Raw genomic sequence first — 21,412 nt, 5'->3', positions numbered from 1 at the left:
ATGACGATGATCCGCACCACAATCGCCACGATCTCAGCTCTGCTGCTGCTGGCACTGCCGGCACGGGCCGCCGACGACGGCATCGCGGCGCCGACGCTGCGCGCCAACGTCACCGTGACCTCGGACGTGGTTCGGGTCGGCGATCTCATCGACAATGCCGGCTCGGCTGCGCTGATCCCGGTCTACCGCTCGCCCGATCTCGGCACCACCGGCGCGCTGCCGGTCGCCCAGGTCCTCGGCGTGCTGCGCGCCAAGCAGGTGATCGGCGTGATGACCGGCGACATCAGGGAAGTCCAGGTCACCCGCCTCGCCCGCACGCTCGCCAACAAGGATCTCGAGAATGCGGTGGCCTTCGCGCTCGAGCGCCGCTTCGGCCTCGGCGATGCCGCCAACATCGCCGTCACCTTCGACCGCGGCGTCTCCGACATGCGGCTCGATGCCTCCAACACCGGCGCCCTGCTGCCGGTCGCCACCCGCTACGATGCGCGCGGCGGCCGTTTCGACATCGCCTTCGAGATCGGCAACGACAACAACCCGACGCCGACTAAGCTGCGCCTCACCGGCACCGCGATCGAGACCGTGGAAGTCGCCGTGCTGACGCGCGACATCGACCGCGCCGACATGCTGAAGTCCTCGGACATCTCGCTGGAGCGGCGGCCGAAGGCCGAGGTCACGGGCGAGCCCGCCTCGCGCGACCGCAGCGTCGGCATGCAGCTGCGCCGGCCGATGCGGGCGGGCACGCCGATCCGCGTCGCCGACATCGTCAAGCCCGACTTCGTGCAGCGCGACCAGGCCGTCACCATCATCTACCAGGTGCCCGGCCTCTACCTCACCACGCGCGGCAAGGCGGTCGAGAGCGGCGCCGAAGGCGACACCGTCTCCGTGCTCAACCTGCAATCCAAGCGCACGCTGACCGGCGTCGTCACCGGCCGCGGCCAGATCACCGTGCAGGGTGCCAGCGCGTCCGTGCCGATCGCGCCGGCGGTCGAGCAGACCTCCTCGCTCAAGCGCGACGAAGCGCCCGCGCCGGTCGACACCGCAGCCATCGTCCGCAGCCTGGTCGTGCCCCCCGCTTCGCCCGCTCAAGTCGCACAAGCCCAGATCCCGCAAGTTCGCGCCTCGCAAGCTCCAGCCAAGTCAGAGTAAGTCATGTCCTCGTTCAGTTCGGCTTCCCGTCTTCGTCGCATCGCGATCTCCGCCCTGCTGCTGGCCTCTTGCGCGCTGGGTGGCTGCTCCTCGATCGACCGCCTGTCGCAGATCGGCGAGCAGCCGAAACTGTCCGCGATCGACAATCCGACGACGCAGCCCGGCTACAAGCCAGTGCAGATGCCGATGCCGAAGCCGGAAGTCGCCTCCTACAATCCGAACTCGCTGTGGCGCAACGGCAGCCGCGCGTTCTTCAAGGACCAGCGCGCCCATCAGATCGGCGACCTCCTCACCGTGTCCGTGAACATCACCGACAAGGCCAACCTCTCCAACGAGACCCAGCGCAGCCGCACCAATTCGGAAGATTCCGGCATCACCGACTTCATCGGATCCAAGACCATCACCCAGGCCAACAAGATCCTGCCCGGCCGCATCCTGACCGCCGACTCCACCGCCTCCAGCGACGGCAAGGGCTCGGTCAACCGCACGGAAGCCCTGCAGACCAACGTCGCGGCCGTCGTGACCCAGGTGCTGCCGAACGGCAACCTCGTGGTCGAGGGCAAGCAGGAGATCCGCGTCAACTACGAGATCCGCGAGCTCGTGGTCGCCGGCATCGTCCGCCCCGAAGACATCCAGAGCGACAACACCATCGATTCCAGCAAGATCGCGCAGGCCCGCATCGCCTATGGCGGCCGCGGCCAGATCATGGACGTGCAGCAGCCGCGCTACGGCCAGCAGGTCATGGACGTGCTGCTGCCCTTCTAACCTTCTCCCGAGCTCCCACATCGTGTTCGCGAACCTAGGCGCGAACGACGGTGTACTACGCGGCCCTCGCTAGCTCCCCTGGCGAGGGCCGCATGTCTTTTGCCTGCGCCGCCGTGGCGGCGCAGGCAACTCTCACAGCAGCATGATCCCGCGGGCCTGCGCCCACCGCTCGAGGATCTTGCCCTCCTCCGCGAGCGGCGGACGGTTTGCAAACCCGCGAACCTGAACCGCCCGCGAACGGGGATCCAGCTCGATGGTCAGCAGCCGCTGGACACTGCCGGCGGAACGCCGACGGAGCGACCAGATCGACGCATGCCCGGCGATGCACTTCGTCGCGTAAGTGGCAACGCAGTGACGCATGCCGCGTGTCTCGGCGACGAGATCGGCCGCGGTCCGCAACTGGAGCACGACATACTCCTCACGCTTGGCCCGGTCCTTGGACAACTTCGTCCAGGACCAGTCCGCGATCGCTGCACCGAGCCAACGGTCCTCGATCTGCTCGGGGCCTCCTGCCAACCCACGCGCACGGTTTCGCGCAGCCTCGGCCCGACGGCGCGCGGCCTCGATACGAGCGATCGCATCGAGATCGCGATGCCATTCGCGCATCTGCCGGCCGAGCGAGATCAGCGAACGCCCCTTGAGGCTGTACTGCGGATCACGCCGGTGGCAATCGGCTAGGTAATCGTGGAAGTCGTCCATGTCCTCGACCGTGGTGGGATGCGCGCAGAAGAAGCGCGCCACTTCGCGCCAGAAGCGATGCTGGGCCCGCGGCGTCTGCGTGATCCTGGTACGCGCGATCCGCATCGCAACGGCCGGATCGGTCGCATAGGATCGCGCAATCGCCTGCCAGATCGCAGCCTCGAAGCTGACGTTCCCCAGCGGATTGAGGAACGCATGGACCTCCTTGCGCGACAGCCACTCGGCCGCACCGACGGCGTAGAGCGGACCACCGCCGGCCGCAGCGATGTACCAGCGCTTGCGCAAACGGATTTCGTCGGCGCCAAGTCCCGCGCCTTCGATCCAGACCTGCTCCAGATGTTCTGCGACAGGATAGCGCGCGAAGAGATGGCGAGCCGCGGCAAGGCGAAGACGCGCGGCATCGCGAGTCTTCATTCGCGGCTTCCAGGCCTCGGCATCGCGCACGATGTCGGCCTCGAAGCCACGCCTGGCCTCGTAGATCGCGGTCTCGAAATCCGGCGGAGGACGCGTCCGCTGCGACACGTGTCGCAGCGATATCTCGTACGCTTCAACCCGCGCGCGCTCGGCCTCCCGGCGGCGCTGAATCAATGACTGTGCCATTGTCGTTCAACATGATTGGATGACTGTCAGCCGGACGCACTGAGAGCGTCGGCACGGAACGTGTCGATCGCCACAAAGGACTCACGGCTGGTCTCCTCATCGTTGAACGCACAGGTTGAATAGGACGGGGCTCATAGACCCGATCGCCGGCGGGCGCAAGATGTCTCTATCTCGGGGATTCAGAAACGGCACAAATGGAGAGAGGCCTGCGACATTATCGCAACGCCGACACCGCACACTCCGTCATTGCGAGCGCAGCGAAGCAATCCAGACTGCCGCCGCGGAAAGATTCTGGATTGCTCCGCTGCGCTCGCAATGACGGCGGAGAGCCCTCACTTGAACTCCGCCTCCACCACGCCGAGCCCGTCCAGCTCCATCCGCACCTTGTCGCCGGCTTTCAGCCACAGCGTCTTCACCAGGCTCCCGGTGAGAACGAGCTGGCCGGCACGCAGCCCCTTGCCGTCCGCGGCGAGATGGTTGGCGAGCCAGGCGAGTGCGTTGTGGGGATGGCCGAGCACGTCGGCGCCGGTGCCGTGGCTGACCTCCTCGCCGTTGACGATGGCGCGGCCCTTGACCGCCTTCAGGTCCGGCACCGACGAGCGCGGCACGGACGGCCCCAGCACGCAGCCGGCGGCGAAGAAATCGTCGGCGATCAGGGTCGGCGCACCCATCGTCTCCCACTTCACGTAGCGGTCGTCGACGATCTCGATCGCGGGATGATAGGACTCGACGGCCTCGCCGACCCATTCGGCGGTGAACGGTGCCTCGCCGGCGGCAAGGTCGCGCTTGAGCCGCACCGCGATCTCGCATTCGACGCCGACGCGGACATATTTGGAGGCTGCGAGCTTCGCACCGCTGTCGTGCACGCCCTTCTGGAACACGCCGCCGGCGCAGGGATGCGGGATGCCGATATAGTCCTGCATCACCTGGCTGGTGCAGCCGATCTTGTAGCCGACCAGCGGCCCGACATGCGGCAGCATCAGGTCGTGCAGCGCACGCTGGACCTGGTAGCCCTCGGCCTCGTCGACCGGCGGATCCTCGAGGGCGGCCAGCGGCGCATGGTTGCGTCGCGCCAGCGCGATCGCCTTTGCGGCTTCGAGAATCTTGTCCATCGGCGCCGCCTCCCACGCTACGCAATCGAGGAGGGCAGTTCAGCATCCCCGGTCCGGCCTGACAAGCGCGAGCGGCGGGCAGCCTTACCGCTTGACGAGACCAAGCCGGATCAGGCTCTCGGCGGTGGCGAGGATCGCTTCATCGTTGGAGCGGGGCTGCCAGCCGAGCAGCGACCGCGCCTTGGCGCTGGTGGAGTGCCTGACCCGTCCGAGCATCGGCACGACGGCGCGCAGCAGCGGAATCCGGTTCGCCGCCAGCCGCACCAACCAGTCCGGGGCCTGGAGCCGCGGAACCCGGCGCGCGGCCGGCCCCAGTTCCCGCCGCAGCACCTTGCCGATGTCGAGGATCGACATCGTCTCGCCGGACACCGCGATGAAGCGCTCGCCCTTCGCCTCGGGCGCCGTCATCGCCCGCAGATGCAGGTCGGCGACATCGCGGACTTCGACCACGCCGAAATAGACCCGCGGCACCGCCGGCATGGCGCCGTCCAGCAGCGATTTGACGATCTCGATCGATCCGGAGAAGTCCGGCCCCAGCACGGGGCCGAAAATGCCGGCGGGATTGACCACCGACAATTCGAGCCCGCCGCCCTCGCGCGCGACGAAATCCCAGGCCGCCCGCTCGGCCAGCGTCTTGGACTTGATGTAGGGCTGCACGTCGCTGCCTGTGAGATTGGTCCAGTCGGTCTCGTCGAACGGCTTTTCGCGCGGCGGGTGGCCGTAGCCGATCGCGCCCAGCGACGAGGTGATGACCACCCGCTTGACGCCGGCCTCGCGCGCGGCGCGCAGCACCCGCAGCGTTCCGTCCCGGGCTGGAATGATCATCTCGTTCTCGTCCTCGGGAACACTGGTCGACAGGGGCGAGGCGACATGGAGAACGTAGTCGCAGCCCGTCACCGCCTCCTGCCAGCCGTCATCCCGGGTCAGGTCGGCCGTGAAGAAGGTCAGGCCCTCCGGCGCAGCCGCCCCGCCCTCGCGCAACATAGCCAGTACCTCGTCGCGCCGGTCCGGCCGGCGCACCGTCGTCCGCACCGTGTGGCCGGCGGCCAGAAGCTGCAGGATGACATGGATGCCGACGAAGCCCGACCCGCCGGTGACCAGCACAGTGCTCATTGCAAAATTTCCCTCGTTGCGCAGGTCCACGAATGAGTTCCGCCACCCTGCTCAAGGCCGCATCTGGTCACTATCTCCCCGGGGACAAGTAGAATGGATTTCGAGACCGGTATGGAAAACCTGACCAGCCCTTGCGACCGCAACTGCGATTGCAGCCCCGACCCCGCCCTGCTCGCCGACTTCAAGCGCGCGATCCATGCGCTCGGCGGCAAGTGGAAACTGGAGATCCTGTTCGCGCTGATGAACGGGGCGGTCCGCTTCGGTGCGTTGCGGCGCGCGATCGGCGGCATCACCCAGCACATGCTGACCACGCAACTGCGCGAGCTCGAGCAGGACGGGCTGGTGTCCCGAACCGCCTTTGCAGAGAAACCCCTAAGGGTCGAGTACGAGCTGACGGACGCGGCCTACGGCCTGTTGCCGGCGTTTAAGGAAATATTGAGCTGGTCGAGGCTTTATGGGGACGCGCGCCTCGCGGCGTCGCAAGAAGCCTGATTGCAGCGCTGCTTGATGCCGCTGGATCGGCCCCTCAGCATCCGAGCCGATCTCGTTGATGCGACTCGCAAAATCTTCCGCACCTGAAGTGAAGGCTGTTTCTCATCCGAACTCACGTGAGCTCGGAGGAGTCGAGTCTAGCCCATTGATCGCGATTCACTTTTCGCGATTGCGCCCGCGCATCGAGGCGCGCGGCGGCCAGCGACAGGCAAAATGCTAATCACGGCGCGGAACGGCGCCTTTGCTTTCAAAAACAAAGAGCCGCATCGCTGCGGCTCGGGCTCTATTCGTCGCGATAGACCTTCTCGCGTTTCTCGTGGCGCTCCTGCGCTTCCACCGAGAGCGTCGCGATGGGCCGGGCTTCGAGCCGCTTCAACGAGATCGGCTCGCCGGTGTCCTCGCAATACCCGTAGGTGTTGTCCTCGATGCGCTGGAGCGCGGCGTCGATCTTGGCGATCAACTTGCGCTGGCGGTCGCGGGCGCGGAGTTCGATGGCGCGGTCGGTTTCGGACGATGCCCGATCGGCAAGATCGGGGTGGTTCACGTTCTCCTCCTGCAGGGCCTGCAGGGTGAGCTTGGACTCTTTGAGGATCTCATCCTTCCAGGCGAGGAGCTTCAAACGGAAGTACTCCTTCTGCCGGTCGTTCATGAAAGGCTCTTTTTCGGTCGGTCGGTAGTTTTTCAACTTTTCCAAGGGCGGCCTATCTGTCTAAGCAACGACTCGCAAACGGAACGGGGTCCGTTGAGCGGGGCGTTATATAGCGGCCTCCTGTGACAGACAATATTGTCCTCATCGCCCGGCGGCCCGCCCCAAGCCCTTGCACAGGAAGGTTTATCCTGGAGGACCCGGGGCGCGGCCGGAGGCCTAGTATCCGACGGTGAAACGCTGCTTTTGATGGGCCGGCCGCTCGATCTCGTCGGCGAGCGCGATGGCGTAGTCAGCGAAGCTGATCCAGCTCTTGCCGTTCGCATCTGCGAGAAGCTGATCGGTCCCGAGCCGGAACTTGCCGGTGCGTTCCCCCTCGATGAAAAGCGCCGAGGGCGAGATGAAGGCCCAGTTCAGGTCCTTTTCCTGCCGCAGCAGATCCAGGAAGGCGGAGCCCGCCTCCGCCTCGGCCTTGTACTGGGCCGGGAAATTGGGAGTCGTGACCAGTTTCACGCCCGGGGCGACTTCGAGGCTGCCGGCGCCGCCGACCACGAGGTAACGGCCCACCCCGGACGCCTTGGCGGCGCCGATCAACTTCTGCGGGTCGCTGGCCAGGAAGTGCACGGAACTCACGGCGACGTCGTGGCCGGCCCACAGCTTGGTCAAGCCCGCCTGGTCGAGCACGTCACCCTTGGTCGGCGTGACGTTCGGCAGGCCCGCGATCTTCTCCGGGTTCCGGGCAATGGCGGTGACCGCGTGACCCCGGCGAGACAGCTCCTTGGTGATCTCCGACCCGGCCCGGCCCGAGGCGCCGGCAACTGCGATTTTCATTGGAAGGTTCCTTTGCTTGAGTAGTACCTAACGGTTACTAGATATCGCAAAGAATGCTGGTGTTAAGAGAGCACTTTGTGCTTACCTGATTACGCTGGAGTAACCGGCAGAGCGAAACCGGCGCGCAGGCGACCGGAATGGATCGAGGACCCCGACATGAAGCCCGACGTCTATGCAGCGAATTGCCCCACGCGCCAAATCCTCGACCGCGTCGGCGACAAATGGGCGGTGCTGATCCTGTTGCTGCTGCGTGAAGAGCCGATGCGCTTCAATCAGTTGCGCCGCACGATTGAAGGCATTTCGCAGAAGATGCTGAGCCAGGTTCTCAAGTCACTCGAACGCGACGGCCTGATCCGCCGCCGTGCCATCGCAACCGTTCCCGTGACGGTGGAATATTCGATCACGCAGCTCGGCGTGACGCTCGCGGCAGCGGTCGACCCGCTGCGCGATTGGGCCGAGGAAAACCTGAAAGACGTGCTCGCCGCCCAGCGCCGCTACGACGCGCAACTGAAGGAGGAGGCGGCGTAAGTGCGGGATGAAGCGACGTGCGTGTGAAGCGACGCGCAGTCTCGACCCAAGCTCCGCTGTCATGCCCCGGCTTGACCGGGGCATCCAGTACGCCGCGGCCTCTCGATTCAATAACGACTGCCTCTGGAATACTGGATCGCCCGCCTTCGCGGGCGATGACGACGCGCAATGCCTGACTAAGCCTGCCCGGCCTTCGCCAGCTCGACCTCGACGCGCAACTCGATCTCCGAGAGCACGGAGTCGAGTCCGGGATCGCCCGAGGACGATTTCAAATTCGCCGCGGCATCGCGCAGCCGCAACACGGTCGATGTGTCGAGATTGCCGGACAACAGGCCCATCTTGAGTTCGTCGAGCACGTCGAGCGCGGTCTTGCCGCGGGCGACCGAGCGCTTGCGGCGCTCGACCGGATCCTCCTCGACACCCTGCAATGCAAGCAGCGCGTCGATGTTGGCGGCGGCCTTCGGTGCGGCGGCGCTTCGCGTCTCCTGCGCCGAGGAGGTGTCGGGCAGCACGAAGGTGCCGGAGCCGGTCCGCCGGGCCTGGCTGGCGGGCGTCCCAAGCGTGGTGCCGTTCGGTCCGTAGATGCGCATCGGAAAGAATCCGGGTGATCGATGCGCCACATTCGCCGTTTTATGGTTAACGAGCCGTAAACAGCCCGGCAAAATCTGCCGACAGGCGGCAGTTTCGCTCCTCACGGACAACGCCCGCTAACGCCGGTCAAAACAGATTTATTCAACCTATTCAACCGCGTAAGCCCCCTGCCCCGCGTTGGCACAGCCCTCGCAAGGAAAGCGCCGGACCAGCTCGACATGGGAGTGTGGGGTTTGGTCCGAGATTTAAGGAGCCTCGGGGAGCAGAGGATGCCAGGCGTTCGTTGGGTGAGGATTGTTGGGGTGGCCTGCGCCGCGCTGTCTGCGCTGGCGCTGTCCGTGACGTCGGCGGCTGCGACCTCGCGCATCAAGGACCTCGCCAATATCGAAGGCGTGCGGCAGAACCAGCTCATCGGCTACGGCCTCGTCGTCGGCCTCAACGGCACCGGCGACACGCTCAACAACATCCCCTTCACCAAACAGTCGCTGCAGGCGATGCTCGAGCGCATGGGCGTCAACATCCGCGGCGCGACCATCCGTACCGGCAACGTCGCGGCCGTGATGGTAACAGGCAATCTGCCGGCCTTCGCCACCCAGGGCACGCGGATGGACGTCACCGTCTCCGCACTCGGCGATGCCAAGAATCTGCAGGGCGGCACCCTGCTCGTCACCCCCCTCCTCGGCGCCGACGGCAATGTCTACGCGGTGGCGCAGGGCTCGCTCGCGATCTCGGGCTTCCAGGCCGAGGGCGAGGCCGCCAAGATCGTGCGCGGCGTGCCGACCGTGGGCCGCATCGCCAACGGCGCCATCATCGAGCGCGAGATCGAGTTCGCGCTCAATCGGCTGCCGAACGTCCGCCTGGCGCTGCGCAACGCCGACTTCACCACCGCCAAGCGCATCGCGGCGGCGGTCAACGACTATCTCGGCGTCAAGACGGCCGAGCCGATCGATCCCTCGACGGTGCAGTTGTCGGTCCCGCCGGAGTTCAAGGGCAACGTCGTTGCCTTCCTCACCGAGATCGAGCAGCTCCAGGTCGACCCTGATCTCGCCGCCAAGATCATCATCGACGAACGCAGCGGCATCATCGTGATGGGCCGCGACGTCCGCGTCGCCACCGTTGCGGTCGCGCAGGGCAACCTCACCGTCACGATCTCCGAGAGCCCGCAGGTGAGCCAGCCCAACCCGCTGTCCCGCGGCCGCACCGTGGTGGCGCCGCGCAGCAGCGTCAGCGTCACCGAGGACGGCAGGAAGCTGGCGCTGGTCAAGGACGGCGTCTCGCTGCAGCAGCTCGTCGACGGCCTCAACGGCCTCGGCATCGGCCCCCGCGACATGATCAGCATCCTGCAGGCGATCAAGGCCGCCGGCGCGATCGAAGCCGACATCGAGGTGATGTGATGCAGACGAGCACGATCAACACCCCGCACCTCACGACCTACTCCCCGGCCTTCTCCGTCGAGAGCCGCAACGGCCGGCCCGACTTCGAGCTCGCCGCCGCCCTGCAGAAGGTCGCGCCGCAGCAGCAGGCCAAGGCGCAGAAGACCGCCACCGACTTCGAGGCGATGTTCCTCAACAGCATGTTCTCGCAGATGACGTCGGGCCTGAAGGGCGATGGCCCGTTCGGCAGCACGCCCGGTACCGGCGTGTGGCGCTCGATGCTGACCGAGCAATATTCCAAGAACTTCGCCAATGCCGGCGGCGTCGGCGTTGCGCGCGACGTCTACCGTACCCTGATCATCCAGCAGGCGAAAACCACTCTTCGTACGGCATAAGGTCCAACGAGATGAACCAGTTCAACGCCTCACGTCAGCCGATGCAAGCGCAGCGCCCGGGCACCGCGCCCGGCAGCGCCGAAGCACGCAAGCTCGCCGAAGATCTGATGGATGCGATGAACGCCCTGCTCGCCCTGATCGAACGCGAGACCGAGCTCGTGCGCGCCGGCAAGGTCCGCGAGGCGATGACGCTGGAGAGCAAGAAGCAGGAGCTGTCGCGCAACTATGTCGGCGCGGTCAGCCAGCTCAAGGCGAACCAGGCCCAGCTCGCGAAGTCCGCGCCGGAGCTGCTCTCGACGCTGCATCGCCATCATGATGCGTTCCGCGCGATGCTCCAGGTCAATCTCACCGTGCTTGCGACCGCGCACGCGGTCTCCGAGAGCGTGGTGCGCGGCGTCAACGCCGAGATCCAGAAGCGCAACGTGCCGAACACCTATACCGCCGCGGGACGTCGCGCCGCTCCGGGCCCGCGCCACATCACGCCGCTCGCGGTCAGCCGCTCGCTCTGAGCACACGCGAAAACCAGCTACAATTTTAGAAAAAACCGCGCGGCGTTGTCGCCGTGCGGTTAGGCACGTTTACTTACCGGGTCTTCAGGCCTGGTGTTCCATGGTTGCGTATTGAGAGGGGTTGGGATTTGACTCACGTGAGGCAACCAGGAGGCTGCCATGAGTACAGATTTCAGCATCAGGCCGGTGGGGATACCGGCCCCCGTACAGATCGTAACGACGTCGAATTCGGCGGCGAACGATGCCGTGCAAACCGATTTGCCCGTGAGCCAGACGGTCGCCGCGAGCGATGCCAGCGCGCCTGTCCGCAATGACTTGCCGAACAAGAACGAAAACATCTCGCGGCAGGTCGTGTTCGACCAGGCAGCCGCATCCTTCGTCTTCCAGGTCGTCAATGACAAGACCGATGCGGTGGTGAACCAGTTCCCCGACGAAGCGATGCTGCGCCGGCGGGCCTATTTCCATGCGGAAGACATGAAGTCGAAGCCCTCGCGTCCGCTCAATACGGACCTCAGCGCCTGACGATCGGCCATGATGCGTGACGACGGCGCCGGACGCGCCGGCGCTCTCTCACAGCGATGCTGCGCGCGAAATTCCCGATGCTGGATTAGTTTGCCGTCGACGGGACGCCGATGATGCGGGCCATGACGGGCCGCATCACGGACGGCCGGACAGACCCGCGGCGATGTTGCGGTTGATCTCGATCAGCGGACGGAAGTGATCGAACTGCGGGCTCATCTGCAGCGCCGCGGTCTGGCTCAGGACGAAGACGCTGATGTTGGCGATCTTCTGCCGGACGTCGATCGGCTGCGGATTGCTGTCGCGCATGGCTTCGCTCAGGAAGATCGTCCAGAGCTTGCGGTTGAACATCAAAGCCTGCGTGGTCTGCTCGCTGAACGGATCAGCACTGTTGATCGCGTCCTGGAGCTTGTTGGCGGCCTTGAGCAGGGTCTGCGCCTCGATGTCGCGAGGAGATGCGGTGGTTGTTGCAACACGCGCATAAGCCGAGGCAGCGGAATTCGACATCAATCACACCCTGGAAGTTTACCTAGCCCGTTGAACGCGCTTAAGGATTTCTTTCCCAACCCTAGGCAGCACCGCTTAAGATTTGCTTACGTGTGTGCTTGGAAGCCCCCCGGATTATTACGGGTCGCGGGGTTTCTTCGTTTGCACAAACGCTAGATGCACGCACGCACGATGTAAACTCGCTTCGCGTGATGCGCGTCGATCTCAGCTAATCTTGTCTTAGCGATCTCCCTCAAAAGAACGGCGGAGCTTTAGCCCCGCCGCGCTATCTGCATCAAAGACGTTGCGCTGCGAAGTTAGCGGAGCAGCTGCAGCACGCTCTGCTGCGACTGGTTCGCCAGCGACAGTGCGGACACCGCGATCGACTGGCGGGTCGACAGCGCCTGGCTGTTGGCCGCTTCCTCGTTGGTGTCGGCGAGCGTCAGGTTGGACGAGCCGGTCTGCAGCACGTTGATCAGGTTCTTGGAGAAGTCCTGACGCACCTGCACGATCGAGAGGTTCGAACCGAGCGAGGAGCCTTCCGAGCGCAGCGTGCTCGAAGCGGCGTTCAGGCTGGACAGCACCTTGTTGGTGGCGCCGTTGTCGATGAAGTCGACGCCGTTGACGAGGTTGCTGAGGCCGAGGCCGGCCGCGTTGAACACCACGCCGTTGATGCTGAGCGTCGAGCTGCCGGTTTCGTTGAAGACCAGCTTGAGCGTATCGCCGTTGAGCAGGTTGACGCCGTTGAAGGAGGAGTCCTGCGACGTCGTGTCGATCTGCTGGAGGATGTTGTTGAACTGGTTGACCAGGTTGGAGCGCGCCGTCTGCGCGACGGGATCCTGGACCGGCGGCTGCGCCGTGGTGAAGGCCAGCACACCGGTGATGGTGCCGCCGACCGTGCCGCCGGCGGTGGTCGAACCGAGCGTCGAGGAGGCGTATTCGTTGACGGTGGTCACCGTCAGCACGCCGTTGGCGTCGATCGTCGCGGTCAGGTGGTTGGCCTGAAGCTGCGCGTTGAGCTGGTCGAGCGTCTTGACGGTACCGTTGGTGCCGTCGCCGAAGGTGACGTTGACGGGCGTGCCGCCGTTGAAGGAGGTGAAGGTCAGCGTCTTGCCGCTGATGCCGCCGACGCCCGAGGTGCGCGCCGCGGTGAAGGCGGTCGCCGTGCCCGTGTTGCCGCTGAGGCCGAAGGCGTTGAGCGCGTTGCCGGTGCCGGTGATCGAAAGGTCGGCGTTGACGCCGGTCGAGAGCGAGAGCTGGCCGCTCGAGTTCACCGACGACGGGATCTGGCCCGGCGTGGTCGTGATGGTCGCCGCGCCGTTGAAGATGCTGGCGGTCTTGACGCCGGTGGCAAGGTCGATCGAGTTCAGGAGGTCGGTCAGCGTCGCGCTCTGGATGTAGACCGTCGAGTTGCCGTTGCCGTCGGTGACGACGTTGCCGCTTACGCCGAAGCCGTTGGCCACGCTCGCCGCCGATTGCGGCGTCTGGGCGTTCTTGAACGTGATGGTGTGGCCGTCGATGTTGAGCGTCGAGCCGTCCTGCACCAGCGAGCCGAGCGAGCCTGCGGTGGTCGACCGGTTGGCGGTGACGGTGGCGTTGCCGGCGCCGGTCGCCGAGGTCAGGCCGAGCGCCTTGAGGAAGTCGGCCTTGCCCGTCACGCTCAGATCGGCACCGGTCGAGCTCTTCAGCGTCACCGCACCCGCCGTGGCGGAAGATGCCACCTGAAGCGTGCCGACAGGACCGGCCGAGCCGCTGATGGCGATGGTCGCCGCGCTCGCGCTGATCGTCGCGGTCTTGACACCGCTGGCGAGGTCGATCGCGGTCAGAACGTCGTTGACGGTCGCGCCGGGCGCGGTCGGCGTGCCCTCATAGACGATCGAATTGCCGTTGCCGTCGGTGGCGATGTGGCCGCTGGCATCGAGGCCCCAGCCGGTCGGCTGGGTGCCCGGAGCAATGCCGGTGCGGAAGGTGATGGTCTTGCCGTTCACCGTGATGGTGTCGCCATCCGCGGGCGCCGCGCCGAAGGTGGAGGATGCCGTGGTGCCGAGCAGCGTGGCGGTGCCGGACAGTGCGGTGGTGCCGTCGGCGGCGACCGCTCCGGTTCCGGCGAAGGTGCCGGCGCTCGAACCCAGCGAAGCGCCGAGCGCGGCGGTGCCCGTCACCGGGGTCACGCCACCGGGGGCGCCGGTATAAAGCACGTTGCTCTTGGCGGTCGCGCTGGCATAGGAGGTCGTGCCGCGCAAATCGGCGGGCGTCGCGCCGGGAATCGTGGTGGAGACGTTCGACTTGGTGGAATAGCCGACCGTGGTCTGCAGCGCCTGGTTGGCGATCGATTTCGCGCTGTCGATCAGCTTCTGCAGCGAGGTGATGCCGGTATTGGCTGCCTGCAGCACCTGCACACCGTTGTTGATGCCGTCCAGGAGGTTGCTGATGTCGCTCGCCCGGTTGTCCAGTCCCTGCGCCGTGAAGAAGTTGGTGGGATTGTCGAGCGCCGTGTTGACCTTCTTGCCGGTCGACAGCCGTTCCTGCGTCGTGGCCAGCAAGTCGGCCGTCGACTGCAGCGACAACAGGTTCTGGCGAACTGACGCCGAGAGAACGATGTTGGACATTGGCGAGACTTCCTCTTGAACCGGATACGAATCGGCCGCGCGGTCTGGAGAGCGGGCTTTCGTCCAGTTTTAGGAGGTGTCCTTTAAAGTATGGTTAACGGCGGTTTAAGGGATACGGTTAATGGCCGGTGAACGCCCCTGCCCGCCTCCGGACGCAAAAAAGAGCGGCGGGGCAAATCGCCTCGCCGCCCGATTTTCGTTAGTAATTTCAGTCGCTTATTAGCGGAGCAGCTGGAGCACGCTCTGCTGCGAGGTGTTGGCCAGCGACAGCGCGGAGACCGCGATCGACTGACGGGTCGACAGCGCCTGGCTGTTGGCGGCTTCGACGTTGGTGTCGGCCAGGGTCAGGTTGGACGAACCGGTCTGCAGCACGTTGATCAGGTTCTTGTTGAAGTCCTGACGGATCTGCACCACCGAGAGGTTCGAGCCGAGACTCGAGGCCTCCGAGCGCAGCGTGCTCGAGGCGGCGTTCAGGTTGGTCAGCACCCGGTTGGCGGCGGCGTTGTCGATGAAGTCGACGCCGACGGTCAGCGAGGCGAGGCCCAGACCCTTGGAGTTGTAGGTCACGCCGGTGATGTTCAGGCTCGACTTGCCGGTCTCGTCGAACACCAGCTTGAGCTGGTCGCCGTTGAGCAGGTTGACGCCGTTGAACGAGGAGTCCTGCGAGGTCGTGTCGATCTGGTTCAGGATGTTGTTGTACTGCGACACCAGGTTGGCACGCGCCGTCTGGGCAACGCCATCCTGGACGGGGTTGGAAGCCGTCGAGAAGGTCAGCGCCGAAGTGAGCGTGCCGCCGATCACGCCGCCCGCCGCAATCGAGCCGAGCGTCGAGGATGCGTAGTCGTTGGACGCGGTGATGGTCAGCAGGCCGTTGGCGTCGATCGTCGCAGCCAGGTTGTTGGCCTGGAGCTTGGTGTTGAGCTGATCGAGCGTCTTGACCGTGCCGTTGGTGCCGTCGCCGAAGGTGACGTTGACCGCCGTGCCGCCGTTGAAGGAGGAGAAGGTCAAGGTCTTGCCGGCGATGCCGCCGACGCCGGAGGTCCGTGATGCGGCAAACGCGGTCGCGGTCCCGGTGTTACCGGCGAGACCGAACACGTTGAGTGCGTTGCCGGTGCCCGTGATCGACAGATCGGCATTGATGCCAGTCGAGATCTTGAGCTGACCCGACGTATTGATGGTCGAGTTCGACTGGCCGGTCGCGGTCGCCAGCGTCGCGGTACCATTGGCGTTGATCGTCGCGGTCTGCACGCCGGTGGCAAGGTCGATCGCCTTCAGCACGTCGTTGACCGTGCCGGACTGCAGGTAGACCGTCGAGTTGCCGTTACCGTCGGTGACGACTGCGCCGCTCGAACCATATCCGCTCGGAACGGCCGGCGCACCGGTCGAGCCCGGGGTCGGCGCGTTCTTGAAGGTGATGACGTGGCCGTCGACATTCAGCGTCGAACCGTCCGTGATCGTCGCCCCCAGCGAGGCCGCGCTCGTGGTCCGGGCGACATTGATGGTGGCATTGCCCGCACCGGAAGACGTCGTCAGGCCGAGTGCATTGAGCAGGTCCGCCTTGCCGGTGACGCTCAGATCCGCACCGGTCGAGCTTTGCAGGGTCACCTTGCCGGTACCGGCAATGCTCGACGGCGTCTGGTTGACGCTGTTGGTGATCGTCGCAGCACCTGCGGTGATGGACGCCGTATCCACGCCGCTGGCCAGATCGATCGCGGTCAAGAGATCGTCGGCGGTCGCAAGCGTCGACGCCGTGCCGGTGCTGCCCAGATAGACGGTGGTGTTGCCGCTACCGTCGGTGACGAGGTGGCCGTTGGCGCTCAGGCCCGAACCGGCCGGAAGCGCGGTCGTGGCCGGCGCGAGGCCGGCGCGGAACGTGATGGTCTTGCCGTTCACGGTCAGCGTGTCGCCGTCGGCGGGCTGGGCGACGCCGGCAAGGCCGCTGGCGCTCGTGCCGTTGGTGGCGATCAGGGTGATGGTGCCGCCCAGGAGCGTGGTGCCGCCCGCGCCGGTCGTTGCCGCCGTGCCCGTGAAGGCACCGATGGTGGCGCCGAGCGTCGTGGTGCCGTTCGCCGCCGTGGTGCCGCCGGCCGTGCCGTTATAGAGCACGTTGCTGCTTGCGGTTGCGCTGGCAAAAGAGGTCGTGCCGCGCAGATCGGCCGCCGTCGCACCCGCGATGGTGGTGGAGACGTTGGACTTGGTGGAGTAACCGACCGTGGTCTGCAGCGCCTGGTTGGCAATCGACTTCGCGGAGTCGATCAGCTTCTGCAGCGAGGTCAGGCCGGTGTTGGCAGCCTGCAGCACCTGCACGCCGTTGGCGATGCCATCGAGCAGGTTGTTGATGTCGCTGGCGCGGTTGTCGAGCGACTGGGCGGTGAAGAAGTTGGTGGGGTTGTCCAGGGCCGAATTGACGCTCTTGCCGGTCGACAGACGGTTCTGTGTGGTGGCGAGAAGATCGGCGGTGGACTGGAGAGAGAGGAGGTTCTGACGAACCGACGCAGAGAGAACAATACCGGACATGACTCTTACCCTTCTGGCTTACGCGTCTTCGTTCGATCGCTTCTGGATCGAGTGACGCCCTGAGGGTGCGCTGACATGGCTAACAAAGCGTGAAGCGAACATCGCAGTCATAAGCGCCGGTTCACCATAAACCATTGTGACGCGCTGGTCGGCCGCGTAATCAGCCTGAAATCGTTGGCGATTCTGCGCGCTTACTCTCCATTAACCATAACCGCTGGTTACTTTTTCGAGCGCTCCCCGCCCTCCTCCGATTCCAATTGGCGACAAAAAGAAAGCGGCGGGGCCGAAGCCCCGCCGCCGGATCTTGCTTGCGATGTCGTCCGCGACTTAGCGGAGCAGCTGCAGCACGCTCTGCTGCGACTGGTTGGCCAGCGACAGCGCGGAGACCGCGATCGACTGACGGGTCGACAGCGCCTGGCTGTTCGCCGCTTCGACGTTGGTGTCGGCCAGGGTCAGGTTGGACGAACCGGTCTGCAGCACGTTGATCAGGTTCTTGTTGAAGTCCTGACGAACCTGCACGATCGTCAGGTTCGAGCCGAGGCTCGAAGCTTCCGAGCGCAGCGTGCTCGAGGCCGAGTTCAGGTTGGTCAGCACCTTGTTGGTGGCGGCGTTGTCGATGAAGTCGACACCACCGGTCAGCGCAGCGAGGCCCAGACCCTTGGAGTTGTAGGTCACACCCGTGATGCTCAGGTTCGACTTGCCGGTCTCGTCGAACACCAGCTTGAGCTGGTCGCCGTTCAGGAGGTTGACACCGTTGAACGAGGAGTCCTGCGCAGTCGAGTCGATCTGCTGGAGGATGTTGTTGTACTGGTTGACCAGATTGGCACGTGACGTCTGCGCAACCGAGTCCTGGACGGGGCTGGAAGCCGTCGAGAACGTGAGCGACGTGGTCAGCGTACCGCCGATCGAACCACCTGCGGTGCTCGAGCCGATGGTCGAGGACGCGTAGTCGTTGGTGGTCGAAACGGTCAGCAGGCCGTTGGCGTCGATCGTCGCAGTCAGGTTGTTGGCCTGGAGCTGCGTGTTGAGCTGATCGAGCGTCTTGACCGTGCCGTTGGTGCCGTCGCCGAAGGTGACGTTGACCGCCGTACCGCCGTTGAAGGAGGAGAAGGTCAAGGTCTTGCCGCTGATGCCGCCAACGCCGGAGGTACGAGCCGCGGTGAACGCGGTCGCGGTTCCGGTGTTGCCGGCGAGGCCGAGCACGTTCAGCGCGTTGCCGGTGCCCGTGATCGACAGATCGGCGTTGACGCCGGTCGAGAGCTTGAGCTGGCCGGAGGCGTTGATCGACGAGTTGGTCTGGCCGGTGGCGGTCTTGAGCGTCGCGGTGCCGCTCGAGATCGTTGCCGTCTGCACGCCGGTGGCAAGGTCGATCGCCTTCAGCACGTCGTTGACCGTGCCGCCTTGCAGGTAGACGGTCGAGTTGCCGGCGCCGTCGGTGAGGACGTTGCCGGAAGCGCCGAAGCCGCTCGGAACGCTCGGAGCACCGGTCGAACCCGGGATCGGCGCGTTCTTGAAGGTGATCACGTGACCGTCGACATTCAGCGTCGAACCGTCCGCAATCGTCGCACCGAGCGAGCCCGCGCTCGTGGTCCGGGCGACGTTGATGGTGGCGTTGCCGCCACCCACGGCCGAGGTCAGACCGAGCGCATTGAGCAGGTCCGCCTTGCCGGTGACGCTCAGATCCGCACCGGTCGAGCTTTGCAGGGTCACCTTGCCGGTACCGGCAATGCTCGACGGCGTCTGGTTGACGCTGTTGGTGATCGTCGCAGCACCTGCGGTGATGGACGCCGTATCCACGCCGCTGGCCAGATCGATCGCGGTCAAGAGATCGTCGGCGGTCGCAAGCGTCGASGCCGTGCCGGTGCTGCCCAGATAGACGGTGGTGTTGCCGCTACCGTCGGTGACGAGGTGGCCGTTGGCGCTCAGGCCCGAACCGGTCGGAACCGCGGTCGAYGCCGGAGCGAGGCCGGCGCGGAACGTGATGGTCTTGCCGTTCACGGTCAGCGTGTCGCCGTCGGAGGGCTGGGCGACGCCGGCAAGGCCGCTGGCGCTCGTGCCGTTGGTGGCGATCAGGGTGATGGTGCCGCCGAGGAGCGTGGTGCCGCCCGCGCCGGTCGTTGCCGCCGTGCCCGTGAAGGCACCGATGGTGGCGCCGAGCGTCGTGGTGCCGTTCGCCGCCGTGGTGCCGCCGGCCGTGCCGTTATAGAGCACGTTGCTGCTTGCGGTTGCGCTGGCGAAGCTCGTGGTGCCGCGCAGGTCCGCCGCCGTCGCACCGGAGATCGTGGTGGAGACGTTGGACTTGGTGGAGTARCCGACGGTGGTCTGCAGCGCCTGGTTGGCAATCGACTTCGCGGAGTCGATCAGCTTCTGCAGCGAGGTGATGCCGGTGTTGGCAGCCTGCAGCACCTGCACGCCGTTGGCGATGCCATCGAGCAGGTTGTTGATGTCGCTGGCGCGGTTGTCGAGCGACTGGGCGGTGAAGAAGTTGGTCGGATTGTCCAGGGCCGAGTTGACACTCTTACCGGTCGAAAGGCGGCTCTGGGTGGTGGCGAGAAGATCGGCGGTGGACTGGAGAGAGAGCAGGTTCTGACGAACCGATGAGGAGAGAACAATACCGGACATTGAGTGTTACCCTTCTGGTACGCAACGCAACAAACTTCGATTAGGATTAATCGATGGCCGGGACGGTGAACGTTTGGGGCTAACAAAGCATGAAGCGTGTCGCGCGAGTCCTTGCGCGGATTCACCATATGCGCGCTTAGGGCCGGATCGCCCTCGCCCATATCGCCATGATCGGATGACGCTTTTTGGTGCAGCGGTGAGACATTTGCGACTTGTCAACCATAACTCAGAGTGAGCAATTGGCTGCATTCGGATCCATCGTCCGCGCGTCGCCGAGCGGCAATCCGATGCCGCCGCAAAAAAGAAAGCGGCGGGGCCGAAGCCCCGCCGCCGGATCTTGCTTGCGATGTCAGCCGCGACTTAGCGGAGCAGCTGCAGCACGCTCTGCTGCGACTGGTTGGCCAGCGACAGCGCGGAGACCGCGATCGACTGACGGGTCGACAGCGCCTGGCTGTTGGCAGCCTCGGTGTTGGTGTCGGCCAGGGTCAGGTTGGACGAACCGGTCTGCAGCACGTTGATCAGGCTCTTGTTGAAGTCCTGACGAACCTGCACCACCGAGAGGTTCGAACCGAGGCTCGACGCTTCCGAGCGCAGCGTGCTCGAGGCGGCGTTCAGGTTCGACAGCACCTTGTTGGTGGCGGCGTTGTCGATGAAGTCGACACCGCTGGTCAGCGAGGCGAGGCCCAGACCCTTCGAGTTGTAGGTCACGCCCGTGATGCTCAGGTTCGACTTGCCGGTCTCGTCGAACACCAGCTTGAGCTGGTCGCCGTTCAGGAGGTTGACACCGTTGAACGAGGAGTCCTGCGAGGTCGTGTCGATCTGGTTCAGGATGTTGTTGTACTGATTGACCAGGTTGGCACGCGAGGTCTGGGCAACCGTGTCCTGGACGGGGCTGGAAGCCGTCGAGAACGTGAGCGACGTGGTCAGCGTACCGCCGATCGAACCACCTGCGGCGCTCGAGCCGATGGTCGAGGACGCGTAGTCGTTGGTGGTCGAAACGGTCAGCAGGCCGTTGGCGTCGATCGTCGCAGTCAGGTTGTTGGCCTGGAGCTGCGTGTTGAGCTGATCGAGCGTCTTGACCGTGCCGTTGGTGCCATCACCGAACGTGACATTGACCGCCGTGCCGCCGTTGAAGGAGGAGAAGGTCAAGGTCTTGCCGCTGATGCCGCCGACGCCGGAGGTACGAGCCGCGGTGAACGCGGTCGCGGTTCCGGTGTTGCCGGCGAGGCCGAGCACGTTCAGCGCGTTGCCGGTGCCCGTGATCGACAGATCGGCGTTGACGCCGGTCGAGAGCTTGAGCTGGCCGGAGGCGTTGATCGACGAGTTGGTCTGGCCGGTGGCGGTCTTGAGCGTCGCGGTGCCGCTCGAGATCGTTGCCGTCTGCACGCCGGTGGCAAGGTCGATCGCCTTCAGCACGTCGTTGACCGTGCCGCCCTGCAGGTAGACGGTCGAGTTGCCGGCGCCGTCGGTGAGGACGTTGCCGGAAGCGCCGAAGCCGCTCGGAACGCTCGGAGCACCGGTCGAACCCGGGATCGGCGCGTTCTTGAAGGTGATCACGTGACCGTCGACATTCAGCGTCGAACCGTCCGCAATCGTCGCACCGAGCGAGCCCGCGCTCGTGGTCCGGGCGACGTTGATGGTGGCATTGCCGCCACCCACGGCCGAGGTCAGACCGAGCGCATTGAGCAGGTCCGCCTTGCCGGTGACGCTCAGATCCGCACCGGTCGAGCTTTGCAGGGTCACCTTGCCGGTACCGGCAATGCTCGACGGCGTCTGGTTGACGCTGTTGGTGATCGTCGCAGCACCTGCGGTGATGGACGCCGTATCCACGCCGCTGGCCAGATCGATCGCGGTCAAGA

The 21,412-nt window shown here is 65.3% G+C and carries 19 protein-coding genes; 8 read left to right on the top strand and 11 right to left on the bottom strand.

What is annotated here, in order from left to right:
* Positions 1-6: 6 nt before the first annotated feature.
* The gene (flgA, locus tag A7X65_RS00095) at positions 7-1,146 is read left to right on the top strand and encodes a flagellar basal body P-ring formation chaperone FlgA (protein WP_063684710.1); all 1,140 of its coding nucleotides are present in this window, start codon (positions 7-9) and stop codon (positions 1,144-1,146) included.
* A 3-nt stretch (positions 1,147-1,149) separates the two neighbouring features.
* Positions 1,150-1,911, top strand: a complete 762-nt coding sequence (gene flgH, locus A7X65_RS00090; protein WP_063682356.1) for a flagellar basal body L-ring protein FlgH — start codon at positions 1,150-1,152, stop codon at positions 1,909-1,911.
* Between the two features lie 132 nt (positions 1,912-2,043).
* Here the strand turns inward: flgH and A7X65_RS00085 are convergent, their stop codons facing one another.
* The 3 genes from A7X65_RS00085 to A7X65_RS00075 all read right to left on the bottom strand — a co-directional run bounded on the left by A7X65_RS00085 (position 2,044) and on the right by A7X65_RS00075 (position 5,435).
* Entirely contained in the window at positions 2,044-3,210 is a 1,167-nt protein-coding gene (locus tag A7X65_RS00085; protein ID WP_063682355.1) for a PcfJ domain-containing protein, read from the bottom strand.
* Between the two features lie 332 nt (positions 3,211-3,542).
* Positions 3,543-4,322, bottom strand: coding sequence for a 2-keto-4-pentenoate hydratase (locus A7X65_RS00080; protein WP_063682354.1), 780 nt, complete (start codon positions 4,320-4,322; stop codon positions 3,543-3,545).
* 84 nt (positions 4,323-4,406) lie between these two features.
* A complete protein-coding gene (locus A7X65_RS00075; protein ID WP_063682353.1) occupies positions 4,407-5,435 on the bottom strand; it encodes an SDR family oxidoreductase in 1,029 nt (342 codons plus the stop codon).
* A gap of 93 nt (positions 5,436-5,528) precedes the next feature.
* Between A7X65_RS00075 and A7X65_RS00070 the strand changes: the two genes are divergently transcribed.
* Entirely contained in the window at positions 5,529-5,927 is a 399-nt protein-coding gene (locus tag A7X65_RS00070; RefSeq protein ID WP_208608592.1) for a winged helix-turn-helix transcriptional regulator, read from the top strand.
* Between the two features lie 283 nt (positions 5,928-6,210).
* Here the strand turns inward: A7X65_RS00070 and dksA are convergent, their stop codons facing one another.
* Both dksA and A7X65_RS00060 read right to left on the bottom strand, forming a co-directional pair.
* Complete coding sequence (dksA, locus tag A7X65_RS00065) at positions 6,211-6,576, bottom strand: RNA polymerase-binding protein DksA (RefSeq protein WP_008554760.1); 366 nt, start codon at positions 6,574-6,576, stop codon at positions 6,211-6,213.
* A gap of 216 nt (positions 6,577-6,792) precedes the next feature.
* A complete protein-coding gene (locus tag A7X65_RS00060; RefSeq protein WP_063682352.1) occupies positions 6,793-7,404 on the bottom strand; it encodes an NAD(P)-dependent oxidoreductase in 612 nt (203 codons plus the stop codon).
* Between the two features lie 156 nt (positions 7,405-7,560).
* Between A7X65_RS00060 and A7X65_RS00055 the strand changes: the two genes are divergently transcribed.
* Positions 7,561-7,932, top strand: a complete 372-nt coding sequence (locus A7X65_RS00055) for a winged helix-turn-helix transcriptional regulator (RefSeq protein WP_063682351.1) — start codon at positions 7,561-7,563, stop codon at positions 7,930-7,932.
* 176 nt (positions 7,933-8,108) lie between these two features.
* Here A7X65_RS00055 and A7X65_RS00050 read toward each other — a convergent pair whose 3' ends face one another.
* A complete protein-coding gene (locus A7X65_RS00050; RefSeq protein ID WP_063682350.1) occupies positions 8,109-8,522 on the bottom strand; it encodes a flagellar assembly protein FliX in 414 nt (137 codons plus the stop codon).
* 270 nt (positions 8,523-8,792) lie between these two features.
* On the opposite strand from A7X65_RS00050, the gene A7X65_RS00045 reads away from it, so the two are divergent.
* The 4 genes from A7X65_RS00045 (at position 8,793) to A7X65_RS00030 (ending at position 11,322) form a co-directional block, all read left to right on the top strand.
* Positions 8,793-9,917 (top strand): flagellar basal body P-ring protein FlgI, encoded by a 1,125-nt coding sequence (locus tag A7X65_RS00045; RefSeq protein WP_063682349.1) that lies wholly within the window; start codon positions 8,793-8,795, stop codon positions 9,915-9,917.
* The gene (flgJ, locus tag A7X65_RS00040; protein WP_063682348.1) at positions 9,917-10,291 is read left to right on the top strand and encodes a flagellar assembly peptidoglycan hydrolase FlgJ; all 375 of its coding nucleotides are present in this window, start codon (positions 9,917-9,919) and stop codon (positions 10,289-10,291) included. The genes A7X65_RS00045 and flgJ overlap by 1 nt, the downstream gene beginning before the upstream one ends.
* Before the next feature lie 11 nt (positions 10,292-10,302).
* Positions 10,303-10,800, top strand: coding sequence for a hypothetical protein (locus A7X65_RS00035; protein ID WP_063682347.1), 498 nt, complete (start codon positions 10,303-10,305; stop codon positions 10,798-10,800).
* 159 nt (positions 10,801-10,959) lie between these two features.
* Positions 10,960-11,322, top strand: coding sequence for a hypothetical protein (locus tag A7X65_RS00030; RefSeq protein WP_063682346.1), 363 nt, complete (start codon positions 10,960-10,962; stop codon positions 11,320-11,322).
* Positions 11,323-11,457: 135 nt separating this feature from the next.
* Here the strand turns inward: A7X65_RS00030 and flaF are convergent, their stop codons facing one another.
* The 5 genes from flaF to A7X65_RS00005 all read right to left on the bottom strand — a co-directional run.
* A complete protein-coding gene (flaF, locus tag A7X65_RS00025) occupies positions 11,458-11,826 on the bottom strand; it encodes a flagellar biosynthesis regulator FlaF (RefSeq protein WP_063682345.1) in 369 nt (122 codons plus the stop codon).
* Positions 11,827-12,122: 296 nt separating this feature from the next.
* Positions 12,123-14,414, bottom strand: a complete 2,292-nt coding sequence (locus tag A7X65_RS00020; RefSeq protein WP_063682344.1) for a DUF1522 domain-containing protein — start codon at positions 14,412-14,414, stop codon at positions 12,123-12,125.
* Between the two features lie 219 nt (positions 14,415-14,633).
* Positions 14,634-16,931 carry a DUF1522 domain-containing protein gene (locus A7X65_RS00015; protein ID WP_063682343.1) on the bottom strand — a complete coding sequence of 766 codons (2,298 nt, stop codon included), beginning with the start codon at positions 16,929-16,931 and terminating at the stop codon, positions 14,634-14,636.
* A gap of 327 nt (positions 16,932-17,258) precedes the next feature.
* A complete protein-coding gene (locus A7X65_RS00010; RefSeq protein WP_063682342.1) occupies positions 17,259-19,553 on the bottom strand; it encodes a DUF1522 domain-containing protein in 2,295 nt (764 codons plus the stop codon).
* Positions 19,554-19,913: 360 nt separating this feature from the next.
* Positions 19,914-21,412, bottom strand: a 1,499-nt coding sequence (locus tag A7X65_RS00005) for a DUF1522 domain-containing protein (RefSeq protein ID WP_063682341.1), incomplete at its 5' end; no start/stop codon positions are given.

The organism is Bradyrhizobium stylosanthis, assembly GCF_001641335.1.
Lineage (GTDB): Bacteria > Pseudomonadota > Alphaproteobacteria > Rhizobiales > Xanthobacteraceae > Bradyrhizobium > Bradyrhizobium stylosanthis.
The sequence above is the reverse complement of the archived record's forward strand: the minus strand, read 5'-3'. Positions and strand labels throughout refer to the sequence as shown.